Genomic DNA, 20923 nt, shown 5'->3' with positions numbered 1-20923 from the left:
GCGTATTTGCCCTTTTAGCTGGACAGATGTAGTGTTAAACGGGCGTGTCTATGCCGCGGGTTGTTCTAAGCCCCTGTAGGAAGGCTTTAAGCAATCACGAGGCGGGATCGATTATTTCTCTTTTTAGCTGCATTTGTGCAGCTTAGCAAGCTTTTTTCGAGAGACGCGCAGTTGTCCAATTTCGATTTCCTACATTTATTCGGAGCATTTTTCAATATGCCATCTTCTAACACCCCGCAGGTTGCGATTAACGATATCGGAACCGCAGAGGACTTCCTCGCAGCTGTAGACGCCACCATCAAGTACTTCAACGATGGTGACATTGTCGAGGGTACTGTCGTCAAGGTTGACCACGACGAGGTACTGCTGGACATCGGATACAAGACCGAAGGTGTTATCCCTTCCCGCGAGCTGTCCATCAAGCACGACGTCAACCCGGACGAGGTTGTTGAGGTCGGCGATGAGGTTGACGCACTTGTTCTCACCAAGGAGGACAAGGAAGGTCGTCTGATCCTGTCCAAGAAGCGTGCGCAGTACGAGCGTGCATGGGGCGCCATCGAGGAGCTGCAGGCCAAGGAAGAGCCTGTTACCGGTACCGTTATCGAGGTTGTCAAGGGCGGCCTCATCCTGGATATCGGCCTGCGTGGCTTCCTGCCTGCATCCCTCGTTGAGATGCGTCGCGTCCGTGACCTGGAGCCGTACATCGGCCAGGAGCTGGAAGCAAAGATCATCGAGCTGGACAAGCAGCGCAACAACGTTGTCCTCTCCCGCCGTGCATACCTCGAGCAGACCCAGTCCGAGGTTCGCTCCGAGTTCCTGCACCAGCTGCAGAAGGGCCAGGTCCGCAAGGGCGTTGTTTCCTCCATCGTCAACTTCGGCGCCTTCGTCGATCTCGGCGGTGTCGACGGCCTGGTTCACGTTTCCGAGCTGTCCTGGAAGCACATCGACCACCCATCCGAGGTTGTCACCGTTGGTGACGAGGTAACCGTTGAGGTTCTGGACGTTGATCTGGACCGCGAGCGCGTTTCCCTGTCCCTGAAGGCTACCCAGGAAGATCCGTGGCGCGTATTCGCCCGCACCCACGCTGTGGGCCAGATCGTTCCGGGCAAGGTCACCAAGCTCGTTCCGTTCGGCGCCTTCGTTCGCGTCGAGGAGGGTATCGAGGGCCTGGTTCACATCTCCGAGCTGGCTCAGCGCCACGTCGAGGTTCCGGACCAGGTTGTCACCGTTGGCCAGGAAGTTATGGTCAAGGTCATCGACATCGATCTCGAGCGTCGTCGTATCTCCCTGTCCGTTAAGCAGGCAGACGAGGACTACACCGAAGAGTTCGATCCGTCCAAGTACGGCATGGCTGACTCCTACGACGAGCAGGGCAACTACGTCTTCCCTGAGGGCTTCGACCCTGAGACCAACGAGTGGAAGGAAGGCTTCGACGAGCAGCGTCAGGCTTGGGAGGCACGCTACGCAGAGTCCGAGCGTCGCTTCAACCTGCACACCGCTCAGATCGAGCGCAACCGCGCCGCAGCCGCTGAGGCTGCTGAGTCTGCTGAGTCCTCCAACTACTCCTCTGATTCCTCCGATGCAGCTCCGGCATCCGAGACTCAGGCAGAGGTTGGCGGCTCCCTGGCTTCCGACGAGCAGCTCGCCGCACTGCGCGACAAGCTCGCTGGCAACTAAAGCTTCCGCTTAGTTTCCGCTAAGCCTGAAAGCTTGGCTCACGGCCGCGCCCACTTCATCACCTAGATGGGGTGGGCGCGGCTTTTGTGATCTTTTAGACAGTTTGTGCAATCGTTTGCCAGGATGTTCGTTGCCTTTAGGTGGTTGACCAGCGGACAAGCAGTGACAAGTGGAAAAACTCCCTGGCAAGTCCACAAAACGGGCTTTTGTTCATGTGGGAATCCTCTTATACTCAAACCTGACGTTATAGCCAGTGCAGTACTGGTTATAAGTGGTATTTGAACTGAGGAGTAAGAAGTGGCATCTATCAAGGACACTTCCACCCACATCATTGAAAGTATCGGCGGCGCCGACAACATCACGTCGCTGACGCACTGCGCTACGCGCCTGCGCTTTCAACTGGCCGATGCGGGGAAAGTTGACCAAGAAAAGCTCGATAGCGAACCAGCGGTGCTTGGAACCGTGCCCCAGGGCGCTCACGGCTACCAAGTAGTCATGGGCGGCGGCGTTGCTGACTACTACAACGAGATCATCAAGCAGCCCGGTGTGCATGCTTCCGGCGACAAAGAAGCGTCCTCCAAGAAGGAGTATGACGGTGTTCGCGGTAAGTATGACTGGGTAGATTACTGCTTCGAGTTTCTTTCTGATACTTTCCGCCCCGTCCTGTGGGCATTGCTCGGCGCCTCGCTCATCATCATGCTGCTCATCCTGGCGGACACGGCACACATCCAGGATTTCCGTGCACCGCTGGAGGAGCAGCCGGAAGGCTTCCGCTTGGCTCACGCCATGTACCAGTCGGTCTTCTACTTCTTGCCGGTGATGGTCGGTGCGACCGCGGCCCAAAAGTTGGGTGCGAATATGTGGGTCTCCGCGGCTATTCCCGCAGCTCTGCTGACTCCTGAATTTATGTCGCTGGGTGAGCAAGGCGATACGGTCAACGTATTTGGCCTGCCGCTGGTTATTAACTCTTATGGCTCCCAGGTTTTCCCGCCCATTTTGGCCGCAATCGGCCTGTACTGGGTGGAAAAGGGCCTAAAGAAGATCATCCCGAGCGCAGTTCATATGGTCTTCGTGCCGTTTTTCTCCTTGCTCATCATGATTCCGGCAACGGCCTTCTTACTCGGCCCGTTCGGCATTGGCGTGGGCAACGGCATTTCCTGGATCCTGTACCAGATCAATGATTTCTCGCCGTTCATCCTGGCTATCGTTATTCCGCTGCTGTACCCGTTCCTCGTTCCGATGGGCCTGCACTGGCCGCTGAATGTCATCATGATTCAGAACATCGCAACCTACGGCTACGACTTCATTCAGGGCCCGATGGGCGCATGGAATTTCGCTTGCTTCGGCGTCGTAGGCGCGGTCATGGTTATCTCCTTCAGGGAGAAGAACAATGCCATGCGCCAGGTTTCTATCGGTGCCTTCGCTGCGGGCATGCTTGGTGGCGTGTCGGAGCCTTCCCTCTACGGCATCTTGTTGCGCTTCCGCCGCAGCTACTACCGGTTGCTGCCAGGTTGTGCGATAGGCGGCGCCATCATCGGTCTCTTCGATGTCCGCGCTGAGGCCTTCGTCTTTACCTCTGCGTTGACCACTGGCGCTATGACCCCGCAGCTGGGTTACGTACTTGGTATCGCGGCTGCGTTCCTTACCTCTTTCTTCCTGACCCTGTTCTTCGGCTACCGTACTGCAGAGGAAAAGCAGGCAGACTTGGAGCGCATCGCCCGCGAACAGGGCGAATCTGTGGAGGACGTAGCTGCTCGTTCGGAGTTTAAGCCCACCAATGCTGGGAAGGAAGAGTCCTCGAATGCGGGTGGCGCCGTTGCTGCTGGCGCTGCGGGCGCTGCTGCTACTGGTGTTGCCGCCAAGCAGGCTGGCAAGGACGACATCGTGTTGGATTCCCCTCTAGAGGGCGAGGCAGTGGACCTCTCAGAGGTCCCAGATCCTATCTTCGCAGGCGCGAAGCTGGGGCCTGGCATGGCAGTCCAGCCAACTGGCACTACCGTCTATGCGCCTGCCGACGGCAAGGTGCTCACCGTTCAAAAATCCGGCCATGCGGTAGGCCTTAGCCTCGACAATGGCGTGCAACTGCTCATCCACGTAGGCCTCGATACCGTGGAACTGGGCGGCGAAGGCTTCGAAGTTCATGTGGAAAAGAAGCAACGTATTGCCGCGGGCGATAAGTTGATTAGCTTTGACCCAGACTTCATCCGTTCCAAGGGCTATAACCTGATTACTCCGGTTGTGGTCACTAACGCCACCAAGTTCGGCGCGGTCTCCGGTGAAGCCGGCCAGGTTACCCCGAGTGATGATTTGCTCCGCATTCCGCCGAAGCCGGAGGAAGCAGCGGAATAAAGAAACGCTGACACCTATAGCGACAGAGGAACCCCGCATCATGAACTGGCCCCCAAAAGTTGGACTGGTTTAATTCTAGGCGGTGAGGGACTCAAGGGCCTGATTCCGATAGTGCATCGGGGTCAGGCCCTTGAGTCGTTGTTGGATGCGTTCGGTGTTGTACCACTGGATGTAGTCTTCGATGGCTTGGTTAAAGTCCTCGACGGTGTCGAAGACTTCTCCGTGGTACATCTCGGTTTTCAAGTGGCCAAAGAAGCTCTCCATTACTGCGTTGTCGTAGCAGTTGGCTTTTCGCGACATTGACTGGACACCGCCGTTGTCACTGATCAGGTTACGCCAGGAGGAATGCTGGTACTGGAAGCCTTGATCGGTGTGCATCATCCACCCAGGCTTCGGCGCGCAGGCTGCAATCGCCTTAGTCAAGGATTCGGCGGTAAACGCTGCCGTCGGCGATGTAGCCACGGTGTAAGCGACGATTGAGCGGTCGAACAAGTCCATCACCGGTGACAAATACACTTTTCGGCCTGCGACCCTGAACTCGGTGACGTCGCTGACAAAGACGGTGTTTGGCGTGTCTGGGGTGAACTTGCGGTCAAGCTTGTTGTCAGCAATGCGACTTTTAGTTCCTGCGTAGGAAATATACGGTCTGCGTTGGCGGATCTTGGCCCGAAGCCCCATCTGGCGCATGAGTTTGTAAACGAGTTTGTGGTTGACCACCCAGCCCTTGTTGCGCAGGTCCAGCAACACTCGCCGATAGCCGTAGCGATGTTTGTTAACCTCGAAGCTTTCCCGGATAGCGTCCTTGATCGCAGCGTGCTTATCTGGCTCGCTGAGTCGTTTCTGGTGGTAGAAGAATGTCGCCCGCGGCATACCGGCTGCCTCTAGGAGGTACTCCAAGCGGTGGTGAGACTTGAGGATGACGATCGCTTGGACTTTCAGGCGCGTCCCTGATTCCTCAAGTCCCGCAATTTTTTAGGTAGGCATTTTCGGCCCGCAACCGTTCGTTTTCGCGACGTAGCTTATCTTCTTCAGAAAGCACTTTCGGCTTAGCTGAACCTTTAGGCCTGCCCTTCGGCTTCGGTTTTAAGGCGTCATCGCCGCCTTTGCGCCATTTCCGCGACCAATATCCAACCACTTGGTCTGACGACAGGCCAAACTCACGGGCAAGACTCATCTTTGACTCGCCAGTGAGATGGCGTTGGACAACTTCCTTTTTGATCTCGAAGGAGTACTGCTGCTTTGAAGGCTTTTCCACAAGACACAGCTTGCCATGGAGCAAGAACCGACGAAACAAAGCGCGAACTGGATAAACACCAACACCGACATGATGCGCTGCAGCCCAGTAACTACAACCCTGCTCGAAAAGGGCCACCAATTCTTCCCGCTGCCCCGCCGACAACGAACTACGTGTATGCATACAACTGCTCCCCACTAGTAGGTAACTGATTTCTCAGTCCAACTAATGGGGAGCAGTTCATCAACGCGTATGGCGGGGTTCCTTTTCGCGTAGGGTGGCTGCCATGAAACTCATTGGCCTTACAGGCGGTATTGGCAGTGGTAAGTCAACAGTCGCAACGGTCTGCCGCGAACGGGGGTGGCGTGTGGTTGACGCCGATGGCATTGCCCGCGACGTCGTCAAGCCTGGCAAGCCCGCTCTATCGGAGCTGGCGGCAGCATTTGGAGAAGATATTTTGCTGTCGGACGGCAGCCTCAACCGCAAGGAATTGGCTCGGCGAGCCTTTGCGGACAAGGAACATACCGAACTGTTGAACTCCATTACTCATCCACGCATCCAAGCGGAAACGCAGCGCCAATTCGCTGAGGCACGTGAAGAGGGTTATGACTTTGCCGTTTACGATATGCCGCTTTTGGTGGATAACGGTTTAGACAAAGACATGGACTACGTCATCGTGGTCGACGTGGCCGTTGAAGAGCGCGTCCGTCGCCTCGTTGCTTCACGCGGGCTGGAAGAGGAGGATGCGCGCCGTCGCATAGCAGCGCAGGTACCTGATGAGGTGAGACTAGCCGCAGCCACGCACGTCATTGACAACAACGGAACGCTGGAGCAGCTGCGCGCGCGAGCGGCCGAGGTCATGAACCGTATAGAAGCGGAGTCCTAGGCGCGGAGTCACCCAAACTTTAACCATTGGGCGGTTAGAGTTTACGCAGTTTAGAAGTTGTGTTAACTTTCGCGTCTTAAGCTACTCGCCGTGGGAACGTGGGATACAGGGCCTTTTGATAATCACGCAGCGCGAGAACTGCTCGCTAGCTTGCGTGATGGCTCTTTCGATCTCAAAGCCTTTCAGAAGTCATGCGCCGAAGAGCCCATGGACTCCGATGACGCGGAAACCATGATCGCACTGGGTGCTTTGTTAAAGCTGAAAGCTGATGCACTGCCGGAAGGAATTCACCGCGAGGATCTTGCGCCCCTGTATACGCCGCAGTCTAAAGCGTGGCTGCGCCGCCGCATTAATAGTGCAATGCGTCCAGAGACGTCTTCTGTTTATGCGCTGTGGGAGACTACCGGCGAGCTGGAAGAGTGGCTGCGCACCGCGCAGGACTCCTTGCCGTGAACATAGCTAGCCGCGCCATATAAGCAGTAGAGTAGTGGGCATGGCTTTTGCTGCTGAACATCCTCTTATTCCAGATTCCGAGCACCGCGTCGTCAGCGAGGTCGAGCGCACCCCAGGTGAGTTTCAGGTTGTCTCTGAATACGAACCGGCCGGCGACCAGCCCGCTGCTATTGCAGAGCTCAACGAACGCCTCAACCGCGATGAGCGCGATGTAGTACTCATGGGTGCTACCGGTACTGGTAAATCCGCTACTGCCGCTTGGTTGATTGAAAAACAGCAGCGCCCCACGCTGGTGATGGCACCAAATAAGACCCTGGCAGCGCAGCTAGCGAACGAGCTGCGCCAGCTCCTGCCGCATAACGCGGTGGAGTACTTCGTGTCTTATTATGACTACTACCAGCCAGAGGCTTATATTGCGCAGACGGATACCTATATTGAAAAGGACTCGTCCATCAACGAGGACGTAGAGCGTCTGCGCCACTCGGCCACCTCGGCGCTGCTGTCCCGCCGAGACGTGGTGGTTGTGTCCTCCGTGTCCTGCATTTATGGCTTGGGTACTCCGCAGTCCTATTTGGATCGTTCGGTCATTATTTCCGTGGATGAGGAGCTGGACCGGGACCGCTTCCTCCGTTTGCTGGTGGATATCCAATACGAACGCAATGACGTGGGATTTACCCGCGGTACCTTCCGCGCCAAGGGTGACACGGTCGATATCATTCCGGCTTATGAGGAGCGCGCGGTGCGCATTGAATTCTTCGGCGATGATATCGATTCCCTTTACTACATTCACCCCGTCACTGGTGATGTCATCGAGGAAGTAGATGAGGTGCGCATATTCCCCGCGACCCACTACGTGGCAGGGCCCGAACGCATGGAAAAAGCTGTGGCTGCCATCAAAGAGGAATTGGCCGAGCGCCTGGAAGATCTAGAAAACCGCGGTAAACTGCTGGAGGCACAACGGCTTCGCATGCGCACCGAATACGATCTGGAGATGATCGAGCAGGTAGGTTTTTGCTCCGGCATCGAGAACTACTCCCGCCACGTCGATGGCCGCCCAGCCGGTTCCGCGCCGGCAACGCTGCTGGACTACTTCCCAGAGGATTTTCTCACCATTATTGACGAGTCTCACGTCACTGTCCCACAGATTGGCGGCATGTTCGAGGGCGATATGTCCCGCAAGCGCAACCTGGTGGAATTCGGTTTCCGGCTGCCCTCCGCAGTGGATAACCGCCCGCTGACCTTCGATGAGTTTGAACAACGCGTGGGACAAACCGTCTACATGTCTGCCACCCCTGGCGACTTTGAGCTTACGTCTTCGGACGGTGAGTATGTGGAGCAGGTGATTCGCCCGACTGGTCTGGTGGATCCGAAGGTTACCGTCAAACCCACAAAGGGCCAGATTGATGACCTTATTGATGAAGTGCGCACCCGCATTTCCCAGCAAGAGCGCGTACTGGTGACCACGCTGACTAAGCGCATGGCAGAAGACCTCACCGATTACCTGTTGGAACAGGGGATTAAGGTGCGCTACCTGCACTCGGATATCGATACCTTGCAGCGCGTCGAGCTTTTGCGGCAATTGCGTCTTGGCGAGTTTGATGTGCTGGTGGGCATTAACCTTCTGCGTGAGGGCCTTGACCTTCCCGAAGTATCGCTCGTTGCCATCTTGGATGCGGACAAGGAAGGATTCTTGCGCTCTACGACCTCGCTCATCCAGACCATTGGCCGTGCTGCCCGTAACGTCTCTGGCGAGGTGATTATGTATGCCGATAAAATCACCGATTCGATGCAAGAGGCAATCGAGGAGACGGAGCGACGCCGCGAAAAGCAGATTGCCTATAACAAGGAACACGGCATTGACCCGCAGCCTTTGCGGAAGAAAATTGCCGATATTCTTGACCAGGTCTATGAAGACGGCGGGGAAGAGGAGTCCAACTCTGATCCCTCTGCAGTGGTGGAGAAGCGGGATATTTCCAGCATGGCTACCGATGAGGTGCAGGCGCTTATCGACGACCTCTCGGCCCAAATGGGGGCTGCCGCGCGCGAGCTCAAATTCGAGTTGGCTGGTCGACTACGTGATGAAATCGCTGATCTAAAGAAGGAATTGCGTGGATTGAAGGAAGCGGGAATTTAGTTTTCTCCCCCTGAAAGTGATGAATGGCTCCGCGGGTGCTTCTCTCAAGAGCTGCGCTAGTTATACTGGATAAGTGCCAGAAGCGCCGTTTAGTTGTCACTGTGGAATAGTTCAACTGCAAGGAGAATAATGCTTACTTATAAAAACATTGCCGTCGGCACCGATGGCTCTGAAACCTCCCTGCGCGCGGTCCGCGCTGCGGCGTCCATGGCACGGGCGTACGACGCCAAGCTGATTATCATTTCAGCCTTTTATAACCACGCTGGATCCATGCTTGGTGCTCCGCGGGGCGACGAAGCCGGTCTGCCCGTTGTAAGTGAGGACATGGCCGGTACCTACCTGACCAATGCCACCCGTATCGCCGAGTCGGAGGGTGCGGAACACATTGAAATCGTAGGCAAATCTGGAGACCCAGTAAAAGCCTTGTTGGAGGTAGGCCAGGACTATGATGTGGACCTGTTCGTGGTGGGCAACCGCGGCGTGAACTCCGTTCGTGGTCGAGTCTTCGGTTCTGTGCCAACAGAACTAACCCACAAGTCAAAGGTAGACGTCGTCGTAGTTAATACCAGCGAGAAACGTTAAACATTTTTCGTTGTTACACTGGCAGTAAAGCCTTTGTAGGCTAAATAAACACTCTGGGTACACACCCACAAAGAAAGGTCATCATGAGCGACTACAACACGATCGTTGTCGGTACTGACGGTTCTAAGTCTTCTCTCCTCGCTGTAGAGCGAGCAGCTAAGATCGCCGCCGCATTCGATTCCACTCTGATTATCGGTTGTGCTTACTACGAGAACCAGGAGCAGGCTTCCAAGACCCTGCGCCAGGATTCCGTAACCATCTTGGGCGATGAGAAGGCCGAGGCAAACCTCAAGGACGCTAAGGCACACGCTGAGAAGTTCGGTGCTTCCAAGGTCGAAACCGCTGTTCGCCCGGGCACCCCGGTACAGGCCCTGATGTCCATCGTCAACGACAACGATGCTGACCTGCTCATCGTGGGCAACCGCGGCATCAACTCTCTCACCGGCCGCCTGCTGGGCTCCGTGCCGGCAGACGTTGCTCGCCAGTCCGACTGCGACGTAATGATTGTTCACACCGTCAGCTAAGAACGGCAATTAAAACCCGCCTTGGTCTTGCTTTGAAAAGACCAAGGCGGGTTTCGTCGTTAAGCGCAGCTTACTCCGTAGGGTGTGCAGCGTTGAATGCGGCGGCAATGGCGTTGCCGTTTGCGCCCTGAATCAAGGGGATAGAGAAGTGGCCCTCCTCATTGGCATCGGCCAAAGGGCTAAGGGAGCCGTGGGAGAGCAACTGCTCCTGCGGGCTCAGATTGCGGATAAGCACAGAGTGAATCCGGTCCGGATGCTCATTAGCCACATCGCCGTAGGTCAATGGATCATGTTGTCCGTCATCGCCAATGAGAATCCATTGCATATCCGGGTAGGCGATGAGTAGATTGCGCAGCTGAACACGCTTGTGCTCCTGACCACTGCGGAAAAGCCCCGTTTCCGTAGGGCCCCAGTCCGTCAGCAGCATGGGACCCGCGGGGAAACCATGGTGGGACAGGAATTTCTTGAGCGAGCCAAAGGTATTCCAAGCGCCTGTAGAAAGATAAAACACTGGGGCTTGGGGGAAGCGCTGCTGCAGCTGAGCATAGAATTCGGCCATTCCGGGAACGGCCTGTCGCTTACTAGGGCGCTTGGCCCAGGAATTCCACGCCGCCGTTAGCGCGCGGGGCAGCCACGTGACAAGCACCGTGTCATCGATATCGCTAACGATGCCGATCTTGGCCGCCGGATCAACGATAAGTAGTTGGACTTCCACGGCATTCGCGTTTGCGGCCTCGATTGTTGCCGTATGCCATCCAGGCTCTAATTCGTGGTCATGGACTAGTAAGTCAATGTATCCGTTTCGATCGGTGGTGCCGGTGACAGTCTTTTCTCCAACAGTTACCGAAACGTCGTGGTGTCCTACTTGAATGGTAAGAAACTGCTGGTAGCCGCGCTCACCCCACGTATCCCTCTTGCCTTCATCAGGATCATGCATCAGTACGCGGCCGAAGATTCTCACCTGATCGTTGGTGCCATAACCTGTATATCCCACAATCAGGGGCTGCCATCCACGGCGTTGGGAGCGCTTCAAAGTAATGGAGTTAAGTGAGCTTTCAGCTTTGCGCATGATGTCAGATAAGGCCATGGCACAAAGCTTACGGGAGCCTAAAGAACTTCGCCGCAGTCACCAACGAGCGTGAGGGATTGAGTGGCACGAGTGATGCAGACATAGAGGTTCTGCAATCCCTGTGGGGAGGCATCCACGATGCGCTGCGGATCGAGCACGACCACGTGGTCAAACTCGAGGCCCTTGTAGCGCTCCGCCGTGGCGGCGTCAATAACCGCTGTGAGCCTGCCATCCTCTTCGCTGTGCACTCCAGGGGTGTAGGTACCCTGCTCAAGCCGGCGCACCTGCACTCCATCACGGATGGCTGTCGCCGGGATGGCATCAGGGTTAATCATTTCCAAAAGTCCATTGGCCAATTCCGTAATGGGCTGCGGGGTGCGATAGTTGACGGTTAAGAAGTGGTGACGGAATCGTTGAGCCACGAAAGGCTCGAGGGCCTCGCCCCAGTCATCAACACCTGCCGGGGAGCCGGTCTGGGAGGTATCACCCACCAAAGTCATCCACCGTGATGGACAGCGGCGGAAGAGCATTCGCCACTCCATAGGCGTTAATTCCTGGGCTTCGTCCACGATGATGTGACCATAAGCCCATGTATGGTCTTCGCGGGCGCGTTGGGCGGTGGTGCGCTTATCGCGCACCTCCTGGCGGTGGGCCAGGGTCTCGGCGTCAATGACATCGTGGGCAGAGAGGATTTCTGCTTCAAACATGTCATCGTCATTATCTGTGGACTCGGAGGAGGACAAGATATCCAATGCGTCTTCCGCATCAGCCACTTGCTCGCGCCACGCGGCATCATCGGCTGCCTTCTTTTCTTCAGGGTTGGGCAGGCCGATGAGGACGGCAAGCTCGTCTAGCAAGGCCGCATCCGAATCCGTCCATGCTCGTCCCTCTGCGCGGTAGAGCGCTTCTTGGGTTTCCTCATCATACCCGTGCGCGGCAGAAGCGATGCGCTCGCGCGCGGAGACTAAAGCAGCAAGTACATCGGTGGGGTGTAGTTCGGGCCAAAACTCATCGATCAAGGCAGTAACGGCCGCGTCCTCAGCAAGGTCATCGTGGAATTGATCGACATCGGCGCGCGAAAGGAGATTCTTTCCGCCAAGCGGATCGGCACCGACCTTTTCTGCCATTTGCTGGGCTAGGTCTTCTACGAGGTGCTCAATGAAGGCACCACGCGCCTCATTGTGTGGTTTGCGCGAGCGACGCGCCCGTGTACGGGCGCGTTTCACCATGCTGGGTGTCACCTCTAAGGCTAGGCCGTCGACTACCAGTTCACGCGGGTCGTCGGGAAGTAGCTGGTAATCCTTGACCGCAGTGGAGAGGATCTCCACCATGGCGTCGCTACCCTTGATTTCCCGAGCCACGAGGTTTTCTTCGTGGTCCGGCTCAATTCCAGGGAAGAGCCCACCAATGGTAGAGAGCACCACGCCGGTCTCGCCCAGTTCTGGGAGCACGCGCGAAATATAGTCCAAGAAGCTGCTATTGGGGCCCACGATAAGTACGCCGGTGGCAGAAAGTAGCTCGCGGTGGGTATAGAGCAGATAGGCAACGCGGTGCAGCGCAACTGCGGTCTTACCGGTGCCGGGGCCGCCTTCTACCACCATCACGCCGCGGGTGTTATCTCGGATAATCTCGTCCTGCTCCCGCTGAATGGTCTCCACGATGGAGGCCATGTGACCCGTGCGGGCTCGCTGCATGGCGTGATAGAGAGCGGATTCGCTCGCTACGCCGGCCTCTTCTTCACGCACGCCGGGGCCAGCAAGGACTTCATCATGAATGCCAGTGACGGTGCGCCCTTTAGTCCGGATTTGGCGGCGGGTGTGCACGCCTTCTGGCTGGGCGGTGGTAGCGAGGTAGAACGGCCGTGCCATGGGGGCACGCCAGTCAAGCAGTAGCGTCCGATAATCCTCTTCACGCGCATCGAGTCCCATGCGGCCGATGTAGCGGCGGTCTAGGCCTTCCGGGGTGGGATTGTCACCTGGGGCGTCGATGTCGATGCGGCCAAAGACCAATCCCATTTGGGCCACATTGAGACGATCCAGCTTGGCTTGGAGCCCGTGGTATTCCGTTTCGCGGCGTACCAAGGCATCCGCGTCCGGGGTGGAGGGATCAACGTCCGCCTGCACCTCATTGAGCCGTTCATTTGCAGCAGCCACCTCATCGTCGAGGCGGGCGAAAAGGCCGTCCACATAATCTTGCTCCGTAGCGATGGCTTCGCGCTCCGAGGAACCTGCGGCCGCCGCGTGCTTTTGGGATGCTGAGTTCACGTGACTCCTTGGTGATTGGGCGTTGATGGGGAGGAAGCTGCCGGGCACGCTGTCCGGCGAGGGGGAGAGATGAGTTTAGACCCTGCTGTGACAAAGAACAACGGCCCAGCATAAGGCTGGGCCGTTGAGACATCGCCGAGATACTCGGCCGAGGAAAATGTGGCTACTTAGAGCGCTTTTCCAGCTTCTTGATAGCTGCCTCAATCTTCTTATTTGCCTCCTGCTGCAGCTTGTCAGCGTGCTTGGAGGCCTTCTTGTTTGCGCGCTTGGACTTGGCACCATCCAGCTTGGCGACGGCCTTGTCGGCGCGTGCCTGAGCCTTGGTAGCTGCCTTCACAGCACGGGTACGGGCGATCTCGCGATTTGCCTGTGCGGTTTCGAGCCAGTCACCCTTATTATCTTCAACGTAAGTCTTGGCGTTGTCGACCGAGTCCTCAATGAAAGACTTGGCATTGCCCAGCAAGCCGCGGCCAGACTCCTGCCAATCGTCCTTGTTGTCCTCTACGTAGGTCTTGGCATCGTCAACATAGGACTTTGCGGTGTCTAGCAGACCACGGCCGGTGGACTGCCAGTCATCCTTGTTGTCGTCTACATAAGCCTGTGCCTTAGCAGAGGTCTCGTTGATCCAGTCGCCGGCCTTGGAAGACAGTTCGTTAGCGCGGGCAGAAAGCTCTTCGCGCTTCTGCTCGGACTCAGACTTGGTAGGCAGTGCCTGCTGAATCTTCTTATTCGTGCGCTTGCCGGCCTTCTGTGCACGCCAACGCAGGGAAGGCTTGCCCTCGGTGTCCTGAGTAGCGATAAACAGGGCGCCGAGCAAAGCGGTATTGGTAACGAATCCGTTGCGGCGGGATTCCTTGTCTTCCTTATTGTCCGCAGCCCAGAAGTTGTTCTTGCCAATCAAGTTGGGCAGGGTAGCGGCGGCCAGAACTGCAGCGGAAGTGCGCGGTGCCTTGCCCAGAGCCAAGGTGGAGCCGGCGCCTACCTTTGCGCCGCCAATGGCGCGGGTAACTAGTTCTGGGTCATTCGGGATGTAACCCTGGTACTCAGAAGGAACGGCCTTGCGCACGGTCTTGAGGAAACCCTCGGTTTCCTTCACGTGCTCGGACGCGTTGCGCAGGTTGTCTACGCCTTCCCATACAAAAACGGATGCCAGCATGGGGCGGGCAAGCTTGCGAATCATAGTCCTTAAAGCTCCTTAGCTCGTTGTTCTAGACCTATCCTGTGCTAGACCATTGTACGCGGAAAACCGCCTTTGGATCACCAGCGGCGTTCCCACCAGTCATCAAGCTTGGGGCGCTCCTCGCCCAAGGTCGTGGACTTGCCGTGTCCCGGGCGCACGATCGTATTGTCGGGGAACTCATCAAAAATGCGCGCGGTGACATCCTTATATAGGCGGACGAAGTCACCCTCAGAGGTGGTCTTGCCTAGGCCGCCGGGGAAGAGGGAATCGCCTACGAAGAGGTTGGTGACGCCATCGATGCTTGCAACAAGAGCCGCCCCGCCTGGGGTGTGGCCGCGCAAGATAATGATGGGCAGCTGAAGGCCCGCGAACTCGATGGAATCGCCCTCGCGCAGCTCTACGTCCACCTCTGCTGGGATGGCGGGGGAATCGAGGAAAGAGGCGTAGTGTGTAGCGCCAGTTTCGGACAAAATCTCCTCGAGTGCGCGCACGTGGTCCCAGTGGCGGTGGGTAGTAAGCACCGCGGTGATTTTCACGCCGGCTTTGCGGGCCATGTCGAGGATTGCGGGGGCGTCATCGGCGGCGTCGACAAGCAAGCCCTCTTCGCCCACCTGGAGGAGGTAGCAGTTGTTGTCCATTTCAGACACGGAAATCTGATGTAGCTGAAGCTCGTTAGTCATGTGTCCTAGCCTACGGGTACATTCGAGGGAAGATTGCAATCCCTAGTACTGGAGGTCTGAGCACAGTGGCTGATCGTTTGGTGGTGCGCGGTGCCCGCGAGCACAACCTCAAGGGCGTGGATATCGATATCCCCCGCGATAAAATGGTAGTTTTTACCGGCCTATCCGGCTCCGGTAAATCTTCACTGGCCTTTGACACCATCTTCGCTGAAGGCCAGCGCCGCTACGTGGAATCCTTGAGCTCTTATGCCCGCATGTTCTTAGGGCAGATGGATAAGCCCAACGTGGAATTTATTGATGGCCTGTCACCCGCGGTGTCCATTGATCAAAAATCCACCAACCATAATCCACGTTCTACGGTGGGCACGATCACGGAGATCTACGACTACCTGCGCTTGCTCTTTTCCCGTGCTGGTACGCCGCACTGCCCAAAGTGCGATGCGGTGATTGAGCGCCAAACGCCGCAGCAGATTGTGGATGCGGTGCTGGAACTAGAAGAAAAGCTGAAATTCCAGGTGCTTGCACCGGTAGTGCGAAAGCGCAAGGGCGAGTTTGTGGATCTATTTCAAGATCTGTCGGCTCAGGGTTATTCCCGCGTGCGAGTGGATGGAGAGACCCATCAGCTCAGCGATCCTCCCAAGCTCAAGAAGCAGATCAAGCACAATATTGAAGTAGTGGTTGACCGCCTGCAGGTCAAAGCCTCGCAGAAGCAACGCTTAACGGATTCGGTGGAAACGGCTCTGCGCCTAGCGGATGGCCTGGTCACCATCGAGTTTGTGGATAGGGAAGAGCTCACCCACACGTACTCGGAGAAGGCCGCCTGCCCTAATGGCCACACGTTGACCATTGAAGAGTATGAACCCCGTGCCTTTTCCTTCAATGCCCCGTTTGGTTCTTGCCCGGTGTGTGATGGTTTGGGTACCAAGCTGGAAGTCGATGTTGACCTGCTTATCCCGGATCCGGATGCGCCGGCGGTTGATGCGATTCAGCCGTGGCACTCCTCTCCCAACTCCCGCTACTTTGTCAAGCTAGTGGAGGGTCTGGGTAAGGCAATGGGCTTTGACCCTAAGACCCCAGTGAGTGAATTGACCAAGGAACAGCGCCATGCACTCGTCTATGGCACGGATGAGGAGGTGCAGGTTCGATACAAGAACCGCTACGGGCGGCAGCGCAATTGGACCGCGCCGTTTGAGGGTGCGACCGGTTTCATTCACCGCAAGTTGGAAACGACCGATTCGCAGTCCCAAAAGGATCGCCTGCTGCAATACACCCGCCGCGTGCCATGTAGCACCTGTAAGGGCACCCGCCTGAAGCCGGAGATCTTGGCCGTCCGCCTGGCTTCTACTACTCACGGTGAGCAGTCCATTGCGGGTCTATGTGCGCTTTCGATTGAAGACGCCTCCGAATTCTTGGACTCCTTGGTGCTGGGGCACCGCGAGGAAATCATTGCCGGTGCGGTACTCAAGGAAACCCAGGCCCGGCTGCGCTTCCTTCTGGACGTCGGTCTGAATTACCTGACCCTGGATCGCGGCGCGTCCACGCTTTCGGGCGGCGAGGCACAGCGTATTCGCCTAGCCACGCAGATTGGTTCCGGTTTGGCCGGCGTACTTTATGTGCTCGATGAGCCTTCCATTGGTTTGCACCAACGCGATAACCAGCGCCTTATTAAGACGCTGCAGCGTCTGCGAGATATTGGCAACACCCTCATCGTGGTCGAACATGATGAAGACACAATCCGGGAGTCCGATTGGCTCGTCGATGTGGGCCCGCGTGCCGGTGAATACGGTGGCGAGGTCGTCTACCAAGGCGAGCCGGCAGGAATTGAAAAGGTAGAGCAATCACTTACTGGCCAGTATCTTTCTGGCAAAAAGGTGCTTGCCGTACCGGATCATCGCCGTGAAATCGACAAGGACCGTACCCTGAAAGTCGTGGGGGCACGCGAGAATAACCTCAAGGGCATTAACGTCGAAATCCCGCTGGGAGTGCTGGCGTGCATTACCGGCGTTTCCGGCTCGGGTAAATCCACCGTGGTCAATGAGATTTTGGCCAAGACCTTGGCCAATAAGCTCAACCGTGCCCGCCAGGTCCCCGGCCGTGCCAAGCGCGTCGAGGGCGTGGAGCACCTTGATAAGCTGGTCCAGGTAGACCAGAGCCCGATTGGCCGTACCCCGCGCTCCAACCCAGCGACCTACACTGGCGTCTTTGACAAGATCCGAAACCTTTTTGCCGAAACCCAGGAGGCTAAGGTTCGCGGCTACAAGGCCGGCCGCTTCTCCTTCAACGTCAAGGGTGGACGCTGCGAGGCATGTCAAGGCGATGGCACCATCAAGATCGAAATGAACTTCCTGCCGGACGTGTATGTCCCATGTGAGGTGTGTGAGGGCGCTCGCTATAACCGCGAGACCCTGGAAGTGCACTACAAGGGAAAGAACATCGCCGAGGTTCTCGACATGCCGATTTCAGAGGCAGCGGACTTCTTCGAACCCATCAACTCGATTCACCGCTACCTAGCCACGCTTGTCGACGTCGGCTTGGGCTACGTTCGCCTCGGCCAAGCCGCTACCACGCTTTCGGGCGGTGAGGCGCAACGCGTTAAGCTCGCCTCGGAACTGCAAAAGCGTACCAACGGTAGGACCATCTACATCTTGGACGAGCCGACCACTGGTCTGCACTTTGAAGACATCCGCAAGCTGATGTTGGTTATCCAAGGCCTCGTTGACAAGGGCAATTCGGTGCTCATCATTGAGCACAACCTCGATGTCATTAAGGCTGCGGACTGGATTGTAGATATGGGGCCGGAAGGCGGCGCCGGCGGCGGCACCGTCGTCGCGCAGGGCACCCCGGAAGATGTTGCGCAGGTGGAAGGCTCCTATACCGGAAGGTACCTAAAGGACATGTTGAAGTAGGGACACTGTGAATAGTTACCGCCTCGGCGTTAGCCTGCTGGCAGCGCTCACCCTGTTTACGGTGAGCGCCTGCTCCGGCGATCCTGAAACTGAGAACGTCCCAGCGCCGTCGACTAGCTCTCCGGTGCCCGACCCAGACTCAGTGCGCACTCAGCTTGACCGTGCAGTAGACAAGACCGCAAGGAAGTACCACGCCAAGGTTGGGGTTGCTATTTCGGTCGGCGATGACACCATTGCTGTCGGCGATAAGGGCAAGGGCCCTGTCTGGTCAACCATCAAGGTGCCTATCGCCATCGCCGCGCTTAAAGACGGCGCGGATACAAGCCTGGTTGACTTGGCAATCAAGGAATCAGATAATGATGCCGCCTACTCCTTGTGGTCCCAAGTGCAATGGCACGAAGGCTCCGCTGATAAGGCAGTAGAGGAATTGCTCGAAGACTATGGGTCGCACGCGGATATCCACGACACCGCCTTCGGCTATTCCACGTGGTCATTGAAAGACCAAGCAGTCTTCGGAGCTGCACTTCCGTGCATTGAGGAGGCGGACTACGTCCACAAGGTGCTCAAAGACATTGTGTCCTGGCAGAAAATTGGCCTGTCGAAAGAGAAGCGAACACGCGCCAAGAGCGGCTGGGGCTTGGATGAGGACGACAACGAATACACCTACCGCCAATTTGGTGTCCACGAGGTGGCCGGCAAGCGCATCGGCGTCGCGTTATCTGTGGTTACCGATGGCGAGGACTATCCCAAAGCCGAACCTGCAGTAAAGGACCTTGCACATCAGCTGGTCGACATTGTTGATGCTGAGGTAGAGAAGGGAAACATTGAGCCAGCAGCCCAATGCGAGGATCGCTAGGCGAGTTGCGATTTGGTGGAAAGGGTAGAAACTGCTATGCTCAAAGCCACTACCGCCCATGACGCCTTTTCAAGGTTCGTGGGTCACAAGCGGAGTCTCTCCCACCCGATGCCGCGAACATGTTTCGTAGGATAAAGGTAAAGGTAACCAAGCACTTGTGCTTGGCACTGTGAGAACTCCCGGCTGTCTTTGGCAGACCGGGTTTGATTCGTTTGTGGTCCCGGTAGGTGAACTACTTACTCATACACCCCCTAATCGAGGAGAACCACAATCAGCGCTGAAGCTCGCATCAATGAGCGTATCCGAGTACCCGAGGTCCGTTTGGTAGGCCCCGGTGGTGAACAGGTGGGCATCGTCCGTACCGATGATGCTCGCAAGCTTGCGTACGAGGCTGACCTTGACTTGGTTGAGGTAGCCCCGAAGGCAAAGCCCCCAGTGGCCAAGATCATGGACTACGGCAAGTTCAAGTACGAGCAGGCTCAGAAGGCTCGCGAAGCCCGTAAGAACCAGCAGCAGACCGTGGTTAAGGAACAGAAGTTCCGCCCGAAGATCGATGATCACGATTATGAGACCAAGAAGGGTAACGTAGTTCGCTTCCTCGAGAAGGGATCCAAGGTCAAGGTAACCATCATGTTCCGTGGTCGTGAGCAATCGCGTCCGGAGCTGGGTTTCCGCCTCTTGGAGCGTTTGGCCGATGACGTCGCTGAAGTTGGCGTTGTTGAGTCCCGCCCCAAGCAGGATGGTCGCAATATGACCATGGTTTTGGGTCCGGTTCGCAAGGGCAAGAAGTAGACCAGATTCCACGTAGGATTTAAGGACTTAATACTCATGAAGCAGAAGACCCACAAGGGCACCGCAAAGCGTATCAAGGTGACCGGTTCCGGCAAGCTGCGCCGTGAGCAGGCTGGCCGCCGCCACCTGCTGGAGGGCAAGCCGTCCAAGCGCACCCGTCGCCTGAAGGGCACCGAGGCAGTCGCACAGCCTGACACCAAGCGCGTCAAGCGCCTGCTCGGCCGCGCATAATAGCGCCGAATCAACCCACATCCGCCATCACAATCTGAATTAAGGAAGTATCACTGTGGCACGAGTAAAGCGCTCAGTTAACGCAAAGAAGAAGCGTCGCGCGATTCTGAAGTCCGCTAAGGGCTACCGCGGCCAGCGTTCCCGCCTGTACCGTAAGGCGAAGGAGCAGTGGCTGCACTCCATGACTTACGCTTACCGCGATCGTCGCGCTCGTAAGTCTGAGTTCCGTAAGCTGTGGATCCAGCGCATCAACGCTGCTGCCCGCATGAACGACATCACTTACAACCGTCTCATCCACGGCCTGCGCCTGGCTGAGATCGAGGTGGACCGCAAGATCCTGGCTGAGCTTGCTGTCAATGACTTCGAGGCATTCTCCGCACTGTGCGAGGCTGCTAAGGCTGCCCTGCCTGAGGACGTTAACGCTCCTAAGGCTGCCTAGTTACTAGGAATACAACGCCCGTTTCTCCGGCTTATGTGCCGGGCGAAGCGGGCCTTGTTCGTTTTGCATCTATCTGTCCAGTGAGCTCGGACTCGCATGTTACATTGAGTCCAGACCCCGAGTGACCCCGAGACCGAGGAGCAGATTTCCTGTGACAAACCCGAATGGCGGCTACCAGCCAGAAACCGGCGAGTATTCTGGCCAGTCCTATGACAACAACCAGGGCCAGCAGTACAACCCCTATAACCAGCAGGCCGGTTACCAGCCGCAATACAACCAAGGCTATGCACCACAACCGAATATGGGTTCCTATCCGGTGCAGCAGCAGTATGTGGCGCAGGGACAGCAAAAGTCTTGGATCGCTACTTTGCTTCTGTGCTTCTTCTTGGGCTGGTTTGGCGCGCATAACTTCTATACCGGCCGCACGACCTTCGGCGTAGCGCAGCTGGTGCTTAATATCCTGGGCTGGGCTACTTTCTGGTTCTTGCTCGGATTCGCGTTTTGGGCCATCGTCGGAATCTGGGTCTTCATTGAGTTCATCATGATCATTGCCGGCGCCGGTGATTACGATAAGGACGCCCGCGGCGTGCCACTAGCTAAGTAGCACCGAACATTGTGATCCTGTTGCCCTACCGGCAACAGGATTTTTTGTTTTGCCTACGCAGCT

General features: G+C 56.8%; 18 protein-coding genes. 13 read left to right on the top strand and 5 right to left on the bottom strand.

Features of this window, described 5'->3' with window-relative positions:
- Window positions 1-216: 216 nt before the first annotated feature.
- Together rpsA and QP909_RS03745 are read left to right on the top strand one after the other, a co-directional pair.
- Window positions 217-1677: a 30S ribosomal protein S1 gene (rpsA, locus tag QP909_RS03750; RefSeq protein ID WP_023021654.1), complete on the top strand. Its 1461-nt coding sequence runs from the start codon at window positions 217-219 to the stop codon at window positions 1675-1677.
- A 297-nt stretch (window positions 1678-1974) separates the two neighbouring features.
- Window positions 1975-4026: a glucose PTS transporter subunit IIA gene (locus QP909_RS03745; protein ID WP_284766193.1), complete on the top strand. Its 2052-nt coding sequence runs from the start codon at window positions 1975-1977 to the stop codon at window positions 4024-4026.
- Between the two features lie 75 nt (window positions 4027-4101).
- Here the strand turns inward: QP909_RS03745 and QP909_RS03740 are convergent.
- Window positions 4102-5443 (bottom strand): IS3 family transposase gene (locus tag QP909_RS03740; RefSeq protein WP_284766192.1). Its coding sequence is split into 2 segments (ribosomal slippage): window positions 4102-4999 and window positions 4998-5443, totalling 1344 coding nucleotides; the frame shifts between segments, so codons are not numbered across the junction.
- 103 nt (window positions 5444-5546) lie between these two features.
- On the opposite strand from QP909_RS03740, the gene coaE reads away from it, so the two are divergent.
- The 5 genes from coaE (at window position 5547) to QP909_RS03715 (ending at window position 9839) form a co-directional block, all read left to right on the top strand.
- Window positions 5547-6146, top strand: coding sequence for a dephospho-CoA kinase (coaE, locus tag QP909_RS03735; protein WP_284766191.1), 600 nt, complete (start codon window positions 5547-5549; stop codon window positions 6144-6146).
- 90 nt (window positions 6147-6236) lie between these two features.
- A complete protein-coding gene (locus QP909_RS03730; RefSeq protein WP_005323276.1) occupies window positions 6237-6599 on the top strand; it encodes a DUF4259 domain-containing protein in 363 nt (120 codons plus the stop codon).
- Window positions 6600-6639: 40 nt separating this feature from the next.
- Window positions 6640-8733: an excinuclease ABC subunit UvrB gene (gene uvrB, locus QP909_RS03725; RefSeq protein ID WP_284766189.1), complete on the top strand. Its 2094-nt coding sequence runs from the start codon at window positions 6640-6642 to the stop codon at window positions 8731-8733.
- A gap of 129 nt (window positions 8734-8862) precedes the next feature.
- Window positions 8863-9315 (top strand): universal stress protein, encoded by a 453-nt coding sequence (locus tag QP909_RS03720; protein WP_005323274.1) that lies wholly within the window; start codon window positions 8863-8865, stop codon window positions 9313-9315.
- A gap of 83 nt (window positions 9316-9398) precedes the next feature.
- Complete coding sequence (locus QP909_RS03715) at window positions 9399-9839, top strand: universal stress protein (protein ID WP_239279280.1); 441 nt, start codon at window positions 9399-9401, stop codon at window positions 9837-9839.
- A 70-nt stretch (window positions 9840-9909) separates the two neighbouring features.
- On the opposite strand, the gene QP909_RS03710 is transcribed toward QP909_RS03715, so the two are convergent.
- The 4 genes from QP909_RS03710 to QP909_RS03695 all read right to left on the bottom strand — a co-directional run bounded on the left by QP909_RS03710 (window position 9910) and on the right by QP909_RS03695 (window position 15032).
- Window positions 9910-10926 carry an App1 family protein phosphatidate phosphatase gene (locus QP909_RS03710; RefSeq protein ID WP_284766187.1) on the bottom strand — a complete coding sequence of 339 codons (1017 nt, stop codon included), beginning with the start codon at window positions 10924-10926 and terminating at the stop codon, window positions 9910-9912.
- 20 nt (window positions 10927-10946) lie between these two features.
- Entirely contained in the window at window positions 10947-13172 is a 2226-nt protein-coding gene (locus QP909_RS03705) for a HelD family protein (protein ID WP_284766186.1), read from the bottom strand.
- 163 nt (window positions 13173-13335) lie between these two features.
- A complete protein-coding gene (locus QP909_RS03700; RefSeq protein WP_284766185.1) occupies window positions 13336-14352 on the bottom strand; it encodes a DoxX family protein in 1017 nt (338 codons plus the stop codon).
- A gap of 77 nt (window positions 14353-14429) precedes the next feature.
- Window positions 14430-15032 (bottom strand): MBL fold metallo-hydrolase, encoded by a 603-nt coding sequence (locus tag QP909_RS03695; RefSeq protein WP_284766184.1) that lies wholly within the window; start codon window positions 15030-15032, stop codon window positions 14430-14432.
- A 65-nt stretch (window positions 15033-15097) separates the two neighbouring features.
- On the opposite strand from QP909_RS03695, the gene uvrA reads away from it, so the two are divergent.
- The 6 genes from uvrA to QP909_RS03665 all read left to right on the top strand — a co-directional run bounded on the left by uvrA (window position 15098) and on the right by QP909_RS03665 (window position 20860).
- Window positions 15098-17938, top strand: coding sequence for an excinuclease ABC subunit UvrA (gene uvrA / locus QP909_RS03690; protein ID WP_284766183.1), 2841 nt, complete (start codon window positions 15098-15100; stop codon window positions 17936-17938).
- A 7-nt stretch (window positions 17939-17945) separates the two neighbouring features.
- Window positions 17946-18794: a serine hydrolase gene (locus QP909_RS03685; RefSeq protein ID WP_284766182.1), complete on the top strand. Its 849-nt coding sequence runs from the start codon at window positions 17946-17948 to the stop codon at window positions 18792-18794.
- A gap of 270 nt (window positions 18795-19064) precedes the next feature.
- Complete coding sequence (infC, locus tag QP909_RS03680) at window positions 19065-19586, top strand: translation initiation factor IF-3 (RefSeq protein ID WP_080970442.1); 522 nt, start codon at window positions 19065-19067, stop codon at window positions 19584-19586.
- 36 nt (window positions 19587-19622) lie between these two features.
- Window positions 19623-19817: a 50S ribosomal protein L35 gene (gene rpmI / locus QP909_RS03675; RefSeq protein WP_005323265.1), complete on the top strand. Its 195-nt coding sequence runs from the start codon at window positions 19623-19625 to the stop codon at window positions 19815-19817.
- 55 nt (window positions 19818-19872) lie between these two features.
- Window positions 19873-20256, top strand: a complete 384-nt coding sequence (gene rplT / locus QP909_RS03670; RefSeq protein ID WP_005323264.1) for a 50S ribosomal protein L20 — start codon at window positions 19873-19875, stop codon at window positions 20254-20256.
- A gap of 151 nt (window positions 20257-20407) precedes the next feature.
- A complete protein-coding gene (locus QP909_RS03665) occupies window positions 20408-20860 on the top strand; it encodes a TM2 domain-containing protein (protein WP_284766181.1) in 453 nt (150 codons plus the stop codon).
- Window positions 20861-20923 lie beyond the last annotated feature (63 nt).

The organism is Corynebacterium sp. MSK195, from assembly GCF_030228885.1.
GTDB lineage: Bacteria > Actinomycetota > Actinomycetes > Mycobacteriales > Mycobacteriaceae > Corynebacterium.
Note: the sequence above shows the minus strand (reverse complement) of the source record. Positions and strands in the feature narration are given on the sequence as shown.